Source organism: Flavobacterium quisquiliarum (assembly GCF_019308285.1).
GTDB classification, from domain to species: Bacteria; Bacteroidota; Bacteroidia; order Flavobacteriales; family Flavobacteriaceae; genus Flavobacterium; species Flavobacterium quisquiliarum.
Genome location: NZ_WWEM01000023.1, coordinates 53076 through 70124, shown reverse-complemented (window position 1 = coordinate 70124; position 17049 = coordinate 53076). Strand labels below are relative to the sequence as shown.

Annotated in this window: 17 protein-coding genes and 1 pseudogene; 7 read left to right on the top strand and 11 right to left on the bottom strand. The window is 38.9% G+C overall.

The features are described 5' to 3' along the window. From GSY47_RS11285 to GSY47_RS11270, 4 genes and pseudogenes are all read right to left on the bottom strand, one after another. A pseudogene (locus tag GSY47_RS11285) lies at positions 1 to 422 on the bottom strand (AraC family transcriptional regulator); the annotation flags it as partial. A gap of 47 nt (positions 423 to 469) precedes the next feature. Then, positions 470 to 1021, bottom strand: a complete 552-nt coding sequence (locus GSY47_RS11280; RefSeq protein WP_219071217.1) for a YceI family protein — start codon at positions 1019 to 1021, stop codon at positions 470 to 472. A gap of 46 nt (positions 1022 to 1067) precedes the next feature. Next, on the bottom strand, positions 1068 to 1607 hold the full coding sequence (locus GSY47_RS11275) for a YceI family protein (RefSeq protein ID WP_184160478.1): 540 nt from the start codon (positions 1605 to 1607) through the stop codon (positions 1068 to 1070). A gap of 14 nt (positions 1608 to 1621) precedes the next feature. After that, a complete protein-coding gene (locus tag GSY47_RS11270) occupies positions 1622 to 1990 on the bottom strand; it encodes a hypothetical protein (protein ID WP_184160480.1) in 369 nt (122 codons plus the stop codon). A 171-nt stretch (positions 1991 to 2161) separates the two neighbouring features. On the opposite strand from GSY47_RS11270, the gene GSY47_RS11265 reads away from it, so the two are divergent. The 5 genes from GSY47_RS11265 to hemA all read left to right on the top strand — a co-directional run bounded on the left by GSY47_RS11265 (position 2162) and on the right by hemA (position 6120). Continuing rightward, complete coding sequence (locus GSY47_RS11265; RefSeq protein WP_184160482.1) at positions 2162 to 2551, top strand: OB-fold protein; 390 nt, start codon at positions 2162 to 2164, stop codon at positions 2549 to 2551. A gap of 27 nt (positions 2552 to 2578) precedes the next feature. Continuing rightward, on the top strand, positions 2579 to 3418 hold the full coding sequence (locus tag GSY47_RS11260) for a DUF5777 family beta-barrel protein (RefSeq protein WP_184160484.1): 840 nt from the start codon (positions 2579 to 2581) through the stop codon (positions 3416 to 3418). Between the two features lie 128 nt (positions 3419 to 3546). Continuing rightward, the gene (locus tag GSY47_RS11255) at positions 3547 to 3981 is read left to right on the top strand and encodes a hypothetical protein (RefSeq protein ID WP_184160486.1); all 435 of its coding nucleotides are present in this window, start codon (positions 3547 to 3549) and stop codon (positions 3979 to 3981) included. 20 nt (positions 3982 to 4001) lie between these two features. After that, positions 4002 to 4592 (top strand): globin family protein, encoded by a 591-nt coding sequence (locus GSY47_RS11250; protein ID WP_184160488.1) that lies wholly within the window; start codon positions 4002 to 4004, stop codon positions 4590 to 4592. Between the two features lie 223 nt (positions 4593 to 4815). Next, a complete protein-coding gene (gene hemA, locus GSY47_RS11245; RefSeq protein ID WP_184160490.1) occupies positions 4816 to 6120 on the top strand; it encodes a glutamyl-tRNA reductase in 1305 nt (434 codons plus the stop codon). Between the two features lie 866 nt (positions 6121 to 6986). On the opposite strand, the gene GSY47_RS11240 is transcribed toward hemA, so the two are convergent. From GSY47_RS11240 to GSY47_RS11230, 3 genes are all read right to left on the bottom strand, one after another. Further along, a complete protein-coding gene (locus GSY47_RS11240) occupies positions 6987 to 7775 on the bottom strand; it encodes an anti-sigma factor (protein WP_184160492.1) in 789 nt (262 codons plus the stop codon). Beyond that, on the bottom strand, positions 7776 to 8306 hold the full coding sequence (locus GSY47_RS11235) for an RNA polymerase sigma factor (RefSeq protein ID WP_109193296.1): 531 nt from the start codon (positions 8304 to 8306) through the stop codon (positions 7776 to 7778). Between the two features lie 74 nt (positions 8307 to 8380). Beyond that, entirely contained in the window at positions 8381 to 8542 is a 162-nt protein-coding gene (locus GSY47_RS11230; protein WP_184160494.1) for a hypothetical protein, read from the bottom strand. A gap of 874 nt (positions 8543 to 9416) precedes the next feature. Here GSY47_RS11230 and GSY47_RS11225 point away from each other — a divergent pair. Further along, positions 9417 to 9971: a fasciclin domain-containing protein gene (locus GSY47_RS11225; RefSeq protein ID WP_219071298.1), complete on the top strand. Its 555-nt coding sequence runs from the start codon at positions 9417 to 9419 to the stop codon at positions 9969 to 9971. Positions 9972 to 10191: 220 nt separating this feature from the next. Here the strand turns inward: GSY47_RS11225 and GSY47_RS11220 are convergent, their stop codons facing one another. The 4 genes from GSY47_RS11220 to GSY47_RS11205 all read right to left on the bottom strand — a co-directional run bounded on the left by GSY47_RS11220 (position 10192) and on the right by GSY47_RS11205 (position 16017). Beyond that, positions 10192 to 11406, bottom strand: coding sequence for a DUF6596 domain-containing protein (locus GSY47_RS11220; protein ID WP_219071297.1), 1215 nt, complete (start codon positions 11404 to 11406; stop codon positions 10192 to 10194). Beyond that, positions 11396 to 11752 carry a YciI family protein gene (locus GSY47_RS11215; protein WP_184160500.1) on the bottom strand — a complete coding sequence of 119 codons (357 nt, stop codon included), beginning with the start codon at positions 11750 to 11752 and terminating at the stop codon, positions 11396 to 11398. The genes GSY47_RS11220 and GSY47_RS11215 overlap by 11 nt, the downstream gene beginning before the upstream one ends. A 469-nt stretch (positions 11753 to 12221) precedes the next feature. Continuing rightward, entirely contained in the window at positions 12222 to 12665 is a 444-nt protein-coding gene (locus tag GSY47_RS11210) for a response regulator (protein ID WP_246453413.1), read from the bottom strand. After that, the gene (locus tag GSY47_RS11205; RefSeq protein WP_184160502.1) at positions 12655 to 16017 is read right to left on the bottom strand and encodes a PAS domain-containing sensor histidine kinase; all 3363 of its coding nucleotides are present in this window, start codon (positions 16015 to 16017) and stop codon (positions 12655 to 12657) included. Before GSY47_RS11205 ends, GSY47_RS11210 begins: the two co-directional genes overlap by 11 nt. A gap of 506 nt (positions 16018 to 16523) precedes the next feature. Between GSY47_RS11205 and GSY47_RS11200 the strand changes: the two genes are divergently transcribed. Further along, positions 16524 to 16994: a DUF1016 N-terminal domain-containing protein gene (locus tag GSY47_RS11200; RefSeq protein WP_219071296.1), complete on the top strand. Its 471-nt coding sequence runs from the start codon at positions 16524 to 16526 to the stop codon at positions 16992 to 16994. Positions 16995 to 17049 lie beyond the last annotated feature (55 nt).

Sequence of the window (17049 nt, the reverse complement as noted above, 5' to 3'; positions counted from 1 at the left end):
TGAAGGCTGTAATGAAACAGCTGGCTCAAAACAACAGCCATAGAAGGACTGATGTTCCCTTCGGTATAATACTTTTTTTTCTTCCTATCGGGGCTTAAAATAGAAATATAATCTGCCTGAACGGAAAATAACGAGTGAAATTTATTAATCGAAACAATAACAGAAATAACCCATGAATTTGGAGAAAGTTTTAACTTAAGCAATGACTGCTGCTGCAGATTGCACAAAATCAGTGATTTTTCCTCTTTCAATTCTAAAGTGCAATGATCCTGACTGGACAAAATAAATGCATTGCCTTTTAGTCCGAAATGAAACTGTATCAGGCCGGCACCTATTTCGTGCTGTGCAGAAAAAGATTCTGGACTGTCGTTCTGGAAACGGATAAGGGTAAGGCCGTCCTCAATTTGTATTTCTTCCTCCATTTTTTTTATATAAAAATTACTGACTTTTCAAGATAGTGTTCAGGAGGTTATTGTCTATTGGTTTCTAAGACTGCGGCAACCTGGATATTTATTTTATTGGAAAGCTTGCTTTTAACCAAATTTGGGATTTCAATATTAAAATCACTGGCATTTACGCTGAAATTACATGAAATGCTGACACCTGATGGTGATCTGCTTATCTTTGCAGCAGTATTTATATCCCTGGATTTACCGTGAAGTTCTAATTTGCCTTTAATAATAAAATCTTTGGGATTTACTGTTAGGCTTTGAAGATCAAACCCTTGTATTTTTCCTTTAAATACGGCTTTTGGATATTGGTCACTTTCGATATAATTTTCATTAAAGTGTTCTTCCATTAAAGCAACCTTAAACTGGAAACCTTTCATCAGGGCTAAACTTGCAATCTCTCCTGTTGCTGGATTCAAAACAAAAGTAACATTCTGATTTACTGCTTTAACTTCTTCAAAAGAAGGAACGGAAGCTTCAAAAATGACTTTTGCCGATTTACTGATCATTTTTTCTTGTGATACGCCAATGGCGCAAACACACAGCATTGCAATAAGTATTGTTTTTTTCATTATTTTGCCTTTATTTTTTTATAAAATCATTCTGTTTTATGCAGTCTTATTTTAAAACTGCAATAATTTGAATTTTGACTTTATTATCCAGTTTATATTTAATAAGCGCTGGAATTGGAATGTTAAAATCACTCGCATTTACTTCAAAATCAGATATAAAGGTGACTCGGGAACCCGATCTTGTAATTTTTGCATCGGCACTTATATCCTTGGATTTTCCATGCACTTCTAACTTTCCTTTTACGGTGTAATCTTTATAATCTTCTGTAAGACTTTTAATATCGAATCCTTCTATTTGCCCTCTAAAAATAGCTTTCGGATATTTATCGGTTTCCATGTAATTTTCATTAAAATGTTCTTCCATTAATGCCATTTCAAATTCAAATCCTTTCATTAAAGCCAGACTTGCTACTTCTCCAGTTGCGGGATTCAAAACAAAAGTTACATTGCTGTTAGTTCCTGCAACCGGCTGAAAAGAAGGTACTGAAGCTTCCAGAGTTATTGTTGCAGATTTGGTTACTATTTTTTCTTGTGAAAAAACAATAAAAGAAGCCAATAGCATTGGCATTATTATGATTTTCTTCATGTTGCTGTTATAGATTATTTTTCTAATAATCCATCCTGATTCCATTTATTTATAATGTCAATAGTCGCTTGAGGCAATCTTGGGCCACCTTGCGGCATTAAGGAACTATCTCCATTTTCTAAAGAAATTCGTGTAAGCAGTCCACGATTTAAAACTGCATTTTTAACCTGTTCATAAGTAACTAAAGACATCGGCGCTCCATTTTTAGGAACTGCCGCATGGCATACAACACAGTTATTATCAATAATAGATTTTACATTTTGGTTGTATGTTGCCAAACCATTAATTGGTGTAGAGTCAATTAAAGTACTTGGATCATCGTTGGCACAGCTTACAAAAATTGAAGCTAATGATGAGATGGCCAGAAGGGTTTTTAAATTCATAAGATTGGTTTTTAGTTATAAATAAATGCATGATTTTTTTAAGGATCATCAGGCATTTCAAAATTATATACGTTGAAAAGAATAATACAGATTTGGCAAGAGGCATATTTAATGATTTAAATCCAATAGGTATTTTTTAACGTAGATAATTTGAAATACTAAAAACCAGTTATGAGAAAAAAAATACTAATTACAATTTTCCTTTTTATAATAATCGGAATTTCAGCGTACCTCTACATCTACAAAGGGCATAGAAATATAGAATCAGAAACTGCCGATTATGTTGTAACCGTTAACGAACTGGAAAGAGAGTTTACTTCAAACGACAGGCTGGCTTACATCAAATATCAGGACAAAACAATTGAACTATGTGCACGAGTAACAAGTATTGATAAAGCCAGTAATGGAATTGTTATGAGCGAAAAAGTATTTGTGACATTCAAAAAATGTTTGCCGCAAAATATTATATCTGGAAAAACCCTAAAAATTAAAGGGCGTTTTTTAGGATATGACGAATTGCTCCAGGAATTTAAAATAGACCAATCTTCAGTTGTACACTAATACAAATAACAATTTAAAACTAACCTCATGAAAAACTTTATTCTATTATTTTTTTTATTTCCGCTGTTAACCTTCTCCCAAACCGATTTATTGTCTGGAGTAGAAACTCCTTTTGCAAAAGAAAAAGTGACATCTGCATTCAAAGCCTTAAAAATCGTTAATCTCGAATCTACAAAATTGGCCGCAAAAGGCGATTTGTATTTTGTTGTTGCACACCGATTCGGCTCTATTAAAGATGGTTTTGAAGGTTTTTATGGACTCGATAATGCCAATACGCAGATTAAATTTATTTACGGTGTAACAAATGGACTTAATGTAAGTGCAGCCCGAAGTGAATTTGCTTATGACTTTGCAACAAAATATATGCTGTTTCCTCAAATAAAAGACGGCTTTCCTGTTACTATTGCCGGATTTAATAGTTTGTCTATTAATAACACATTAAAAGAAAGCCTTTATCCGAAGCTTCAATTTAAAGACAGGCTGACTTATGTAGCACAGCTGTTAATTTCCAGAAAATTTTCTGAAAAGCTGTCTTTAGAAATTGTGCCGTCATTCTTTCATCAAAACTTTGTTGATGATGTAGACCAAAGCAATTCCCAATATGCCATAGGATTTGGAGGAAGATATAAATTCGCTAAGCGCTGGTCCTTAAATATGGATTATGCGGCGCATTTAAACAGAGCGCCAAATTCACTTTATAAAAATCCGCTGTCTATAGGTTTTGATTTAGAAACCGGCGGACATGTTTTCCAAATGCATTTTACCAGTTCACAGGCAATTGATGAGGCTGGGTATCTGGGAAGAACCACTGGCGACTGGACAAAAGGAGATATATTTTTTGGATTTAATCTTGCCAGGGTTTTCTAGTATCTTCTTTATAATTAAATTATTAGGTAATTTCTGTATTTAAAATGATTCTAAATTGATTGTTTTTCTATTATTTCTAAAACCGCAGCGATGAAGTGCACGTAGATAATTTTAAAACCATAAAAATTATGAAAACTAATAAAATAATCAAAAAAGGACTTTTAATTCTCAGCGGAATATTTGTACTGTTTGCCGCGATTTTGCTTTTTCACATTATAACGGCCAAACCCCCAGTTTATGACACCCCAAATCTTCAGGTAAGCAGAATCGATTTTAAATCAGACATCGATTCTCTGCAGGCCAGAAAAATCTGTGCCGACCTGAGAAGCATAAAAGGTCTGACATCAGACTCTATCATTGTTAAAAGAAATGTTGTGGTGTACTTCCATAATAATAAAATTACAAACTCGGAGAAAGTTTTCAATGAGCTGATGGCTAAAGGAAGTTATGATGCGCAGCGTTATATACTGCCGGCAAATTTAGCAGACAAAGAAGTATGCCCAATGAATCAAAATAGTTTGAGCTATAGACTGTCTCAAAAAATAAATCGTTTTTTTAATTAACCCTTTAATACTTTAAATTTATGAAAGTTTATTCAAAACTTACACTTAGTGTACTAATTGCTGCATCGGCAGCTATGATTTCCTGCAGCAGTAATGACGATGAAAGCCCTGCACCGGTTAAGGCTTCTATCTATGAGCGATTAGGCGGAACTAAAATGGTTTCTGATCCTGATAATTCCGGCCAGATGATTGAACAGGGACGTTTGAGTTTCCGCAAAGTGGTAAATTCAACTATCGGATTGATTGTTGCTGATATCCAATCGAACGCATCAGGCAATCTGCAGGCACATTTTGCTCCTTTACTGGCAGAAACGGGAACTACCCAGTCTACCAATATTGCTAAATTATCAGATAATCTGACTGATTTCTTTTCGTTTAATACGGGAGGAACAAATGCTGTAAATACATATTCTGGTTTGAACATGGTTGCAGCTCATGATCCTGCAAAAAATCCTCGTATGGGAACAAAATCCAGCAATGCAGATTATACAAAATTTGAAGGATATGTTGGAGCTGCTGCCAATGCGAATGGCGTTGCTTCAAATACAGAACTTTATACTGATATAGTTGCTGTTTTGGAATCATTGAGAACCCCTATAGTTCAAAAATAAGTTTATTCTCAAAAACGCTGCCTTTTTCAGGCAGCGTTTTATATTTCAATACTGTTTGAAGTACATAAATATTTTTCAAAATCTGTCAGCTTTATAATATAAGTAAATTATATAAAACCGCAGTTTAAATCCATTTATTCCACAGTGATCTAAAAAGCACTTCCGGCGCTGTTATATAAATCTGCAGTTACTAATTTTTGAACTTTTTAAGGAAACCATAAATATGGAAAATTTTACTATGTCCGGATCCACTACTTTTTACGCATTAGGGCTAAGCTACAAGAAAGCAGATGCAGTTATAAGAGGAAAATTTAGTTTAGATGCCCAGGCACAATCTGATTTATTGCTGCAGGCTAAGGCAGAAGGCATAGAATCATTGGTTGTTACTTCTACCTGCAATAGAACTGAAATTTATGGTTTTGCCCATCATCCTTATCAACTGATCAAACTGCTTTGCGAGAACAGCAATGGCTCTGTAGAAGAATTTCAGCAGGCTGCTTATATATATAAGAATGAAGAAGCTGTCAGCCATATGTTCCGGGTAGGGACAGGTTTAGACAGTCAGATTTTGGGTGATTTTGAAATCATCAGCCAGATTAAAACCGCCTTTAGCAATAGTAAACGGGAAGGTTTGGTCAATACATTTCTGGACCGGCTGGTCAATACAGTTATTCAGGCGAGCAAAAAAGTTAAAACGGAGACGAAAATTTCTTCTGGTGCTACGTCAGTTTCTTTTGCATCAGTGCAGTATATTATCCAAAATGTGGCGGATATTGGAAACAAAAATATTTTGTTATTCGGAACAGGGAAAATAGGAAGAAATACGTGCGAAAACTTAGTAAAACATACTAAAAACAGCCATATTGCCCTTATAAACAGAACAAAAAACAAAGCCGAATTACTGGCTGGCAAGCTGAATGTTATTGTAAAAGATTATGCTGATTTAAAACAGGAACTGCAGCAGGCCGATGTGCTTGTTGTAGCTACAGGAGCACAAAATCCCACTATTGACAAAACATCTCTTGCTTTACAGAAACCCTTATTGATTCTGGATTTATCCATCCCGCGCAATGTAGATACCAATGTAGAAGAAATACCCGGCGTAACTTTAATACAACTGGATGATTTATCTCAAATTACTGATGACACGCTGGAAAAGAGAAAACAGCATATTCCTGCTGCAGAAGCCATTATTGATGATCTGAAATTAGAACTGAATACCTGGGTGAACGGCCGAAAATGTGCTCCAACTATCCATGCCTTAAAATCCAAGCTAAATGATATTGTATCGGCAGAATTTGCTTTTCAAAAAAAGAAAACAGCCCATTTTGATGATGCACAGATGGATTTAATCAGTTCAAGAATTATTCAAAAATTAACAAACCATTTTGCCAGCCATTTAAAAAATGAAAACACTTCAGTGGATCAAAGTATTGAATTCATTGAAAAAGTATTTCAGATAGGACACCTTGCACCGAATAAGGCTTCTTCACCAATAGAAGAAAAATACAAAATCAATCTGTCATAAATGCTTAATCCCCTTCAGTTTCAAACTTACAGCAAAGTTCTGAAGGAAGTGATGCAAAAATAGAACCCGTCAGCTGCGCTGCACGCTGCGACGGGCTTGTCCATAAACATAATCTTCCAAAAAATGTTTACTTAATTCTGCATGGGAGTAATCAATTCCTCATTTGGTAAAGTTATACTAATTAATTTGGTGATAATTACATGATTATTAATTAATTTTATAATTAGCTTTTTTACTATAAACTGCCTCACATCATTGATTTATGTTTATAAAAGAATCGGGCCGGCGTACCAAACGCTTCAGGAGTAAACTAATTTTCTGCCTCAGCTGAGCAATAATTGATAATCAGAGAATGAGAGCGGAAAATTCAATAAATCATGAATAGCTAACCATTTTTAATGGGTTTTCATTATTTCAATTAAATAGAAATTCAAATAAAAGGAGTATGAGTCTATTCCATTTTTGGTGTTCGAATCCTGTTGACTTTTAACTTACGCCAAGCTTCAATTTTATCTTATTTTAAAGTGAATTTGGAATATGATTATTTAAAATTGCTGGTCAAAAATAGTTTATAAGCATCGTCGGCATTAAACGTTAAAAACGTTAAACTTAAACTTTTTAATCAAATAAAGTATCAGTGGAAAGTATGTAATTATTGAAAGCAGGCTTTAAAATTCTACTTTGGCGGCACAAATTTAAACTATTACCATAGAGAATATTCAAATCAAAATTTGACGATGATTTTAGATTTTTTTACTACGGCTAACGGATTTGGGTAAAGTTCCGCCAAAGTGCAGTATTGAATCCCAAAAAGCGCATATTGAAAAGGATCAATATGCGCTTTTTAGTCAGGACTTTTTATGGAATTAGACTTTTCCTAAAGTATAAAGCTGCTCCATTGTAGGTGCAAGGCTTCCCCCTGCAGGTTCCAGCGTGATGCCAAAAGCTTCAGCTGAATCGGTTTGGCTTACAGCGAAGATTTTTTGAGAGTTTTCTTCAAAATTATCCAGCAGACCAATACTTGTCGGGGTAAGCACCGGACTTAGTTTTAAAGACCAAACCTGGTAAACCATTCCTTTTGGAGGGTTTGGCAGACCTGCCGCGTCGACATAAGTCGTTTTTGTTTCTTTGTTCCAGTACACTTTTGCAAATGATGCCGGAGATACCGATTGTCCGCCCAGAGCAACGCTTGTGTTTTTAATGTCTCTCACAATGCTGAGGATTTTCTCAGTCTGTTTATTCTGCTGGTCTAAAAAAGCATATTCTCTTTCAATTTTATTTTTTTCGCCTCCAGCCTCAGAGAGTGCCTGTTTAGATTTTGACAGTTCTAAAGTCTGGTATCCAAAACCTAAGAGCAGTAATACGGCAGCCGCCCAGCTCAAGTACTGCGAACGGTTAGATGGTGATTTTATATTGATAACTTTACCATCGTTAAGCTCTAAACGCGCTTTTATTTTGTCGAAATTGGCAACCGAATGGAAAGGCGAGAAGCTTGATGATAAGGCTGAAACAGCTTTTTCTATAGCAATGATTTCACTTTCAACCTCGGGGTTTTCTCTGGCCAATTCGGCAATTTCCAGGTTTTCTTTTTCTGTAAGCAGGCCGTAAACGTACAGTTCTAATATGCCTGATTCAATATATTGCTTCGCTTCCATTTATATCTTTAAATAATTTCTTAAATCGTTGATACAGTTTCTATTTTGTGTCTTTACAGTTCCCAGAGGTATAGCTAGCTCTTCTGAAGCTTCCTGCTGGGTATATCCTTTAAAGAACAGCAGATCAATAATCTCAATGCATTTTGGTTTCAGTTTTTTAACGAACTCCTGAATACCAATTGCATCTAGTTTATTAGCTAATTTATTGCTGTCATCTAACAGATTTACGAAATTATCCGAAGAAAGGTTTTTTTGGGTGTTGTTGAAATTTTTGGATCGCAGCTTGTCAATCGATGTATTCCTAGCAATATTAAGGATCCAGGTGTAGAACCGGCCCTTGCTTTCACTGTAGCTATCGATGTTTTTCCAGATTTTTACAAAGACTTCCTGCAGGACATCTTCGGCTTCTTCCCGGTTTTTTACCAGAACATTTATGACCGAAAACAAGCTTTTTGAGTACATATCGTAGAGATGGGTGAAAGCTCTTTCATCTTTTTTGCGGATTAATACCAATAATTCTTCTTGGCTCATAGGATTGGATTTAAAGCTTAAATAAATTTTAATTTCGTATAAAGTGGTAATGCCGGATAAAGGTAATTTATTTTTTACGCAAATAATCCAAAAGCAGAAATAAAGGGCATCACTTTAAAAAATCCCAATTTTCGAGGGTGTATGCTGTGCTGCTGTTTTAATCTTGCAGAAATCGATAATTTTGCCTCTTTCTTAATGCCGGATGCAGAACTTTTGTCTTGTTTAGCTGCATCCATTTTTTTGCGGCTCCTTTCAGTAGAGAGTTACATTCCATTAGAGATTGATTTTTTTTCATGCAAATAGGATTATTGCTTTTAGAGATGCACAACGGCATTGAACTGATCTCCTTCTTATATTTTGAGGACATCCTTTGAATTGCTGATTTTTTGAGTTGCTTACGTTGTTTTTAGAGTTGGAATAACAGTTTTTAAGTTTTAAATTTGTAAATATGACAAAACTGATAACCTTAAAATATTTATGCATTTTTTCCGCTCATCTTCGGTAATTCCAATGAGTACGCTTGAGAGAAATATAAACTGTTTTCGGGACAGCTTCTGCTGGCCCAGCAGTAAAAGCTGTTTTGTTTTTAAAAGTTGTTTTTTGAGCATTGTCCTGAATGGAATGGTGTGGAAATGCAAATATAAACCGCCAGCGCGGTTCTCTCTAGGATATAATGTTAATGTAATACCAATTTTGAAAGGCCTTTACATATGTGCCGATAAAACCACCAGCAGTTCAGCAATAAACTGATGCATTTTCATAAAGGACTCAAGGTGCCTGCGTAAAGAAGTTGCCAGATTTATTGGATAAAAACAGCTTCATCCATATGATGCTGCTTTTATAGATAGGTAAGGCCTAAAGATATTGGTGATATTGCCGGCCTTGAACATTCCAGCTAAATTTTAGAAGATGGGTTTTTTAATTTTTGAGCCTTTTTCAATATCGCCTGGAAAAATAGAAGAAAAATTATTTTTTTTATAAGCCTAAGAAGCAGGATTTAAAGCATTTGTGCTTTTTTATTTCATTTTTTTCAATATTATTTTTTTTTCATGAAAACCAGAAAGCAGTTTAAAGCGTAGATGACTTTATAACTTTAAAAAAAATGTAATTATGAAAACTAGAAATTTTTTAGCCTTGGCAGTCTTAGCATTGGGATTCGGATTTACGATGAACGCCCAGAAAACCGTGATGGTGGGAGGGGCAGCAATGTATCCAAATAAAAACATAATAGAAAATGCAGTCAACTCTAAGGACCACACCACACTTGTGGCGGCGGTAAAAGCGGCGGGACTGGTAGAGACGCTTCAGGGAAAAGGCCCTTTTACCGTATTTGCGCCGACAAATGAAGCCTTCGGCAAACTTCCTGCAGGAACAGTAGACAATTTACTGAAACCGGAAAACATGAAAATGCTGCAGACTATTCTGACCTACCATGTGGTTGCCGGAAAGATGAACAGTTCCGATATTGCAAAAGCGATAAAAGCAGGAAAAGGAAAAGCAGTGCTGAAAACAGTAAGCGGGGGTACGCTGACAGCCTGGATGGAGGGTAAGGATTTATATATCAGCGATGAGAACGGCAATAAGTCTAAAGTTAGCATAGCGGACGTAAACCAGTCAAACGGTGTAATCCATGTGGTTGATACTGTCCTGCTTCCAAAGATGTAATACTGTAAAGAGATTGTATGTGATAAGCCCCTTTTTTAAAGGGGCTTTTTTATGCTTTTCAGTGTTTGGATTTCCCGGCGGAAAGAAGTGAAGACCGGCAGGCTTTAAATGATGCCGCTTTTTTAATTTTATGCAGTTCTAAAGCCTGCGGCTGGAGATCATGTTTCTTATCGGAAAAGGTAGAAATCAAAAAAGACATATCAATTGAAATATTTTTATTTTATAATCCGACTGACTCGTTTTCCAGCAGGTATTCTTTCCTTATTTTCTGGTTCATTTTACTTAGCACCGATGTGAACAGATCATCGGACTCTTCAGGTCTGGTTTCTTTTAAGATTTTAGCTTTTACAAGAGAAAAATAGATATGTTCGGCCGGCAGCTCTTTTTCAATCTGACAAAGAATCTGCAACGCCTGCTGCGTTTTTCCAATTTTAGCCAGACAAAAGCAATAGTTCAGTCTTGCAATAGGAGACAGGCAGACCTGCTGCATGATTTCATGTAATTTCACAATATCAAGCCAGTCATTTTGTGTTAGCTCCGCAATGGACATGTACCTGCTGATAATAACCGCTTCAAGATAAAAACGGTTTAAGGTTTTGGGCTTTTTAAGATAATGAAAGCCTAAAGCTATCAGTTCCGTATTCCATTTTTCGCGGTCCTGGCTGAAAAAAGAAATGAGCCTGCCATTGACAACCCGGGCTGCACTTCTTGCGGCATGAAAGCAGAAAAGAGCCATCAGACTGCCTGTGGAGCCATACTTATAGCGGCCGTATAAAAGTTTAGTCAGAGCCATTGCGTCCAGGCATAAATCTTCATTGAAAACCCCTTGGGCCTTTTCATCAAAACAGTCGTAGCCTATATTAAAAACAGCGTAAAATATTTCTTCTGCCCTGGCGATATCTTCCCTGACCGCTGCTATTGAATCCAGTTCGACAGTTTTGCCCTTAAATTGGGACTGGATGTTTTTCTTTGTCCTGTTAATGCTTTTGTAAACGGCTTCTTTACCCATCAAGGTGCAGCCGCTTATTTCAGATAGGCTTAACCCAAAAATATCTTTAAGAACAAAGAGTATTTTGGCTTGGCTGGAAATATTTTCTACAGCAGATATAAAGAGAACGGTCTGAAGCCGCAGGTCAGTCTGGCAGCTTTCCGCCGCAGAACCTTCAATATGTTCCGCAGAAAAACTGTTTTTTTCTTTGTCCTTTTTGATCTGGTTCAGAAGGTCATTTCGGGCAACGATGAAAAGCCAGTTTTCCATATTGTTCAGGATGGTATTCTGGCTGCGTATTTTTAAGGATTTTAATAAGGAATTATGAATGGCATCCTCAATTTCAGAAATATAATCTGCACCAAACTTATTTAATAACGCTGCAAACAGCTTTCCGTACAAGACCCGGTAATTCTTTTCTTCCCCGAAAAACATTTCATTGCCCATAATCTTCCATTTCCATTATCTGACGGATTTCGGTAGTGCCTCCGCAAAGATGCGTGGGACATTCCTTAGCCAGTTCGACAGCCGTTTTTAAATCCTCTGCCTGCAGTAAGTAATATCCCCCAATAATTTCTTTGGATTCCAGATGAGGCCCGTCTTTGATGATGCAGTCTTTCCCGCTGATCAAAACACTTTTTTCCTGCAGTCCGTCGCCTGAAATCAAATGTCCTGCCGCGGCTAATCTCTCTGCCCACCTCATATGCGCATCAGCCAGTTGCTGCATTTCTTTTGAAGAGAGCTCGTTTAGTTTTTCAATGTCTTCATGAAGTAATAATAGGAACTTTTTCATAATAAATTATTTTTAAAATTTCATTAAAGACATCTGGGTGTTCCGGTTTTGGACATTTATTTGTTTTTTTTCAAAATAAAAAGCCATTTGGACCCTTGTGTGTGATGGATGTAGAATTCCAGCTGTTACTGGGCTGCATCTGAATTCAAAAAAACTAATAAAACTAAGGAGATTTTTTTAAATCTGCTTAGTTTTTATGCTTTAGTTATGAATCTGCTTTTAAAATTCTTTGAATCGGTAATCTCAAATAGGACGGGATGAATTCTTGCTTTTGGGCCGCTGAAAAAACAGCTTTAACTTTTTGCCGCAAAGTTGAGAGAAGCTTTCCGCTGTTCGGCTTGCAGCAGAGAAGAGTCTGCATTTAATGAATTAAACCCCATGTGAAGAGTTCAAAATTTAAAAAAGGGCATGTTTTATAAAAAACAATCCCTTTTTAATAGTTGTAAGCAATGCAATGGAAATCTGCAGTTTAGAAATTCTTTATGGCTGCCATAATATCCTTTCGCTGCTGCTGCAGCGAATATTGTTTGGTAAGGAAAAATGCGGCCTTGTTTTCCATGGCAAAATTCCTGTCCAAATCACTTGAAGATGTCGTATATATGATAACCGGTATATCCTTCAGGTCGGGATCCATTTTAATGTGCTGCAAGAAGGTACGCCCGTCCATTATGGGCATATTGAGGTCCAGAAAAATCAAATCCGGCTTTGTAAAGTTTTCAGATTTAAGTTTTTCAAAGGCATCTGCGCCATTTATGGCTTGCTGCAAAACAATTGAGGGATGGTCTTCGGCAAGCAGTTCAGCAAAGATTTCGCGGTCGTCTGGATCATCATCAATTAAAAAAATGGTCGTCATATGTGTAATAATGGAGTGTAAATATACTATTTTCCCTCCTAATTTTTTATCATCCCCCATTTTTTTCGTGCACTGCAGGCATAATAATAGTAAAAACAGTGCCTGAGCCTTCCTGCGATGCGGCAGTAATTTCACCATTATGGTTCTGCATGATCTTGCGGCACATGGCAAGGCCGATTCCGGTGCCTGAATACTGGTCGTTTCCATGCAGGCGCTGGAAGATATTGAAAATCTGTTCGGCGTACTGCTGTGAGAATCCAATGCCGTTATCGCGCACTTCTATTTTGATATAGGGAAGTTCCAGATCCAGTGCATGCAGCCTGAGTTGAGCTTCTGGAACAGGCTGTGCGTTAATGCTGATTTCGGGCCTGGTGCCGGGCTTGGTATATTTCAGGGCATTGGAGAGCAGATTGCCGAAAAGCTGTGACATCTGAAGCGGTATGGCCTGCACGAGGGGAAGCTGCCCGATGCTTACCTGGGCATTTTTCTGTTCGATGACCAGGTCAAAATCTGCCAATATTTCGCTGAGCACTGTATTGAGGTTTACCGGTACAAATTGATGTGAAATATGGGTGAGCTTTGAAAACTGCAGCACATCCTTAATGAGGTTCTCCATCCTTCTGGAAGAAGAGCTGATCTTGTCGATATAAGTATTTACCTTCTCGGGGTTCTTTCCCAGATTGTTCTGCAGCAGATCGGTAAAAACGCTGATCTTTCTTATGGGTTCCTGCAGGTCGTGGGAGGCGATATAGGCAAACTGCGAAAGCTCGCGGTTGTTGGCCTCCAGTTCGGCATTTTTAGTCTGCAGCTCGGCGGTCTGTTCCTTTACCTTGAAGGTAAGCTCCTGCTGGAGTTCCTTTTCTTTGGTCACGTCCTGCGCCGTGCCGCTGAGTGATTTTACCACACCATCCTTGCCGTACTGCACCTGGGCGTTGGCATGGATAATGCGCTGCTGTCCTGTTATTTTGTTTACAATCTGAAATTCATAATCATAAAATTGTTCGGCCGAACCGCTGAGGGCCTCTTCCAGGGCCGCGGCAACTTTATGCCTGTAGGGTTCGCTGATGCGCTGCAGGAACTCTTCCCGGTCTGCGGTGCCGGCGCTTAAACCGAGCCACTCCTTAAAACGGTCCGAACAGGTAATGGTTTTAGTTTCGGCGTCGAGCGTCCATGTGGAGAGTTCGGCCAGTTCAATAGCCCCTGCGAGCGCCATCCTTGTCTCTTCGAGTTTTTTGGTGGCGATGACCTGATCGGTAACGTCAATGGCAATGTCCATAACTCCGTAAATCGTGCCTTTGGAGTCGCGGATCGGGGTATAGGTAAACTCAAAGTAGTAGGTGCTGATTTTTCCGTCGAGCTTCAGGTCCGCCGGTACGGAATGGCCGTAATAGGTTTCGCCTGTACGGTAGACCTGCTGCAGGATATCCATAAAAGGCTGCCCCCTTAATTCGGGAACGGCTTCTTCCAAGGGCAGCCCTATCACGGAGCTGTCCTTGCCCCAGTATCCAATCATGATATCATTGGCAATTTCGATCTTCATATCCAGTCCTGTAAAGAGGCAGATCCCCACGGGGGACTGCTCGATCATCGAGGTGAGCTGGTTCTGGCTTTCAATAACGGCCTGGCGCACGGAAATTATTTCATCGATGTCCATGCAGAACCCGGCGTAGCCGCCGTACTGTCCGTCGGCATCATAAAAAGGGTCGCCGGCGGCGCGGCACCAGATCAGCTGCCCATTGTTTTTCCTTGCCCGGAAAAGCACATCAAAATGGCTTTTCTGCTCCAGGGCCTTAAGGTATGCTTCTTTGGTTTTTTTATAGTCCTGCTCGGCAATGACCCAGGTCCATTTTCCCTCCAGCAGTTCCTGGTAGGGCACCCCTGTGAAATCAATAAGGGTTTTGTTGAAATAGGTAAACATTCCCTGCGGATTGGAAAGCCATAACCCGGTAGGGGAGCTGTCGGTTACATTTGAAAAATGGCGGTCTGCCTCCCGCTTGTTCATCTCAAGTCGTGACTGTGCCTGCTCAAGGGCCAGACGGCTGTTTTCTTTTTCGGTGATGTCGGCGACCGTTCCGGAGAACATCGGTGCTTTTGCTTCGGAATTGACGATGCGTGCCGCTGATATGGCAATGTGGTGTATGCTGCCGTCGTCCCAAATAACCCTTGGGGCATAGTTAAAGGTGCCATTTTCCATGCCGCTTTTGATGGCGCCGGTTCTCAGATGCAGGTCATCGGGATGCACGTATTTGAGGAAATCCTTCCTGCCCAGGCCGGGTTTAAAATTCCCGGTGAGTATCCTGCTGAATTCAGCGGAATACTCCAGGGTATCAGCGGCATAATCCACGCTGAAAAGTCCCAGAGCCATGCTCTGTATGGTAAGATCGGTGAGCTGTCTTGATTTTTGAAGCTCTTGAGCCGCTTTGCGGTGCTGGGTGATATCCTGCAGAATGCCGTTAAAGCGGTAAGCGGTTTTAGTATTGTCAAACCATGCCTTTCCAAGGGCATGCACAATCCGCGGTATTTTGGTAATGGGGTGGATGATGGTATACTCAATATCGTATCGCCCGCCTGATTCGTATCGGAGGGCATAATTAATTGATTCAGTGACACGCTGACGGTCCTTCTCTGCGACTGCCCCCAGGGCATGTTCGAGTTTCACCTGCTGATCGGCTTTGAGCCCGAACCAGTCCTTGAGCCTTGCATTTGAAGAAAAGCTCCGTGTCCTTGGATCCAGGTCATAAGTCCCAAATTCGGCTGCGTTGATGGCAAATTCCAGCTCGTCGCTGCTTTGCTGCAGATGAAGTCTGCTGTTTACTTTTTCAGTGGTTTCATTGCAGATTACCAATACACCCTTGATCTGGCGGCGGTCGTCCCTTATCGGGCTATAGCTGAAAGTCCAGTATACGTCTTCCATTTTGCCGTTTCGGAATATTGGCAGCAGCAGGTCGTCGTACCAGATGCTTTCTCCCGTTGACAGCACTTTTTGAATCAGCGGATGGATAAAATCCCATATTTCAGGCCAGCAGTCCACGGCTTTCTGTCCCATGGCTTTGGGATGTCTGCCCTCATTTCCGAAACTGGGACGATAGGCATCATTGTAGAACTGTATCAGCTGATCACCCCACCAGAGAAACATCGGAAATTTTGAGCACACGATTGTGGCAATGGTGTTTTTGAGGTTCTCCGGCCAGTTGTCCGGAGTGCCCAAAGTATGGCTTTCCCAGTCAATTTTTTCAATTAGCTCGGCGGCTTCACCTCCATTTTGAAGAAAGTAAAAGTCTGAAGTATTTGGTTCTTGATTCAATTTTCTAGTTTTAGGAAGGGCTGCTGCATACAGGATAACAGTTTTGGTTTTTGTAAAAGTAAGCAATTTTATTTTTTGTTGCGGTTCCGATGGAACGGACTTCTTCATCCGGTATGCTGTTTCTGCCTAACAGCCAGCGTAAAAAAATAGTTTTTGTCATGCGTAAAATTAATTTTTCCGCTGTGGCAGCTTTTATACAATTTTTATGGAAAATTTTAAAATTGTCACTTTTAAGTCTTTAGTTTTTCAACTGCATTTGCGGCATAAAAATTTAGTTAAATAATGCCAAACACTACATCTGCATACTGTACTGGCATTTTAAGGTTTTGTCTGTGGGAAGCCGGAGCCGACTATTTTTTTAAACCATTTTTTTGGATGTGTTAATTTAGAATCCTGGCTGTTTTAAAAGCATTGATCCGCATCGCTTTTAAAGAGTGTCTGATGTCTTACTGCTTATTTATTTCTAAAAAAAACGCAGGGCGGATGCTGTTAGATTTTTTATCTTTGAAATATTCAATTTTTATTTAGGCCTTTAGCTGAAACTTTTAATAAAAATTGTGATGATTTCAACTAAATTATAAGCCCTGTAATTTGGTTAAGCATGATGGGATACTATGGCAGAAAATATAAATAATACAGCGTTTATTGAAGCGGATTTAATCAGCGAGTTATCCCGCCTTGCCGAGCAGACCCAACAGCAGGCTAACGGTTCTTCAGTGCTGCTTTTTTGGGAAATTGGATTTAAAATTAATGAAACAATACTTGATAAAAAACTATCAGAAAACGCACGACAGATCGTGACTGCCTTGTCGTTGGAACTAAAGAATAAATTCGGCAGCAATTTTGAAGAAAAAAATCTTCGGACAATGATGCGGTTTGCTGATGAGTTTGCAGACAAAGAAATTGTCGCGAGACTGTCCCGGCAATTAACATGGCCCCACTTTTTAGCTATTCTGCCTATCAACAATACAGAGGCTAAACTCTTCTATGCCTATCAGATTAACGACCTGCTGATGAGCGTCAATGATTTAGGAGAGCAGATAGCCGCGAAAACTTTTAAACGTACTGAAACAGGAAAATTTTAACAGAATCATCTCCATTTGATGGACAGTACTCTTTTAAAGAACCTACTGGGATGTT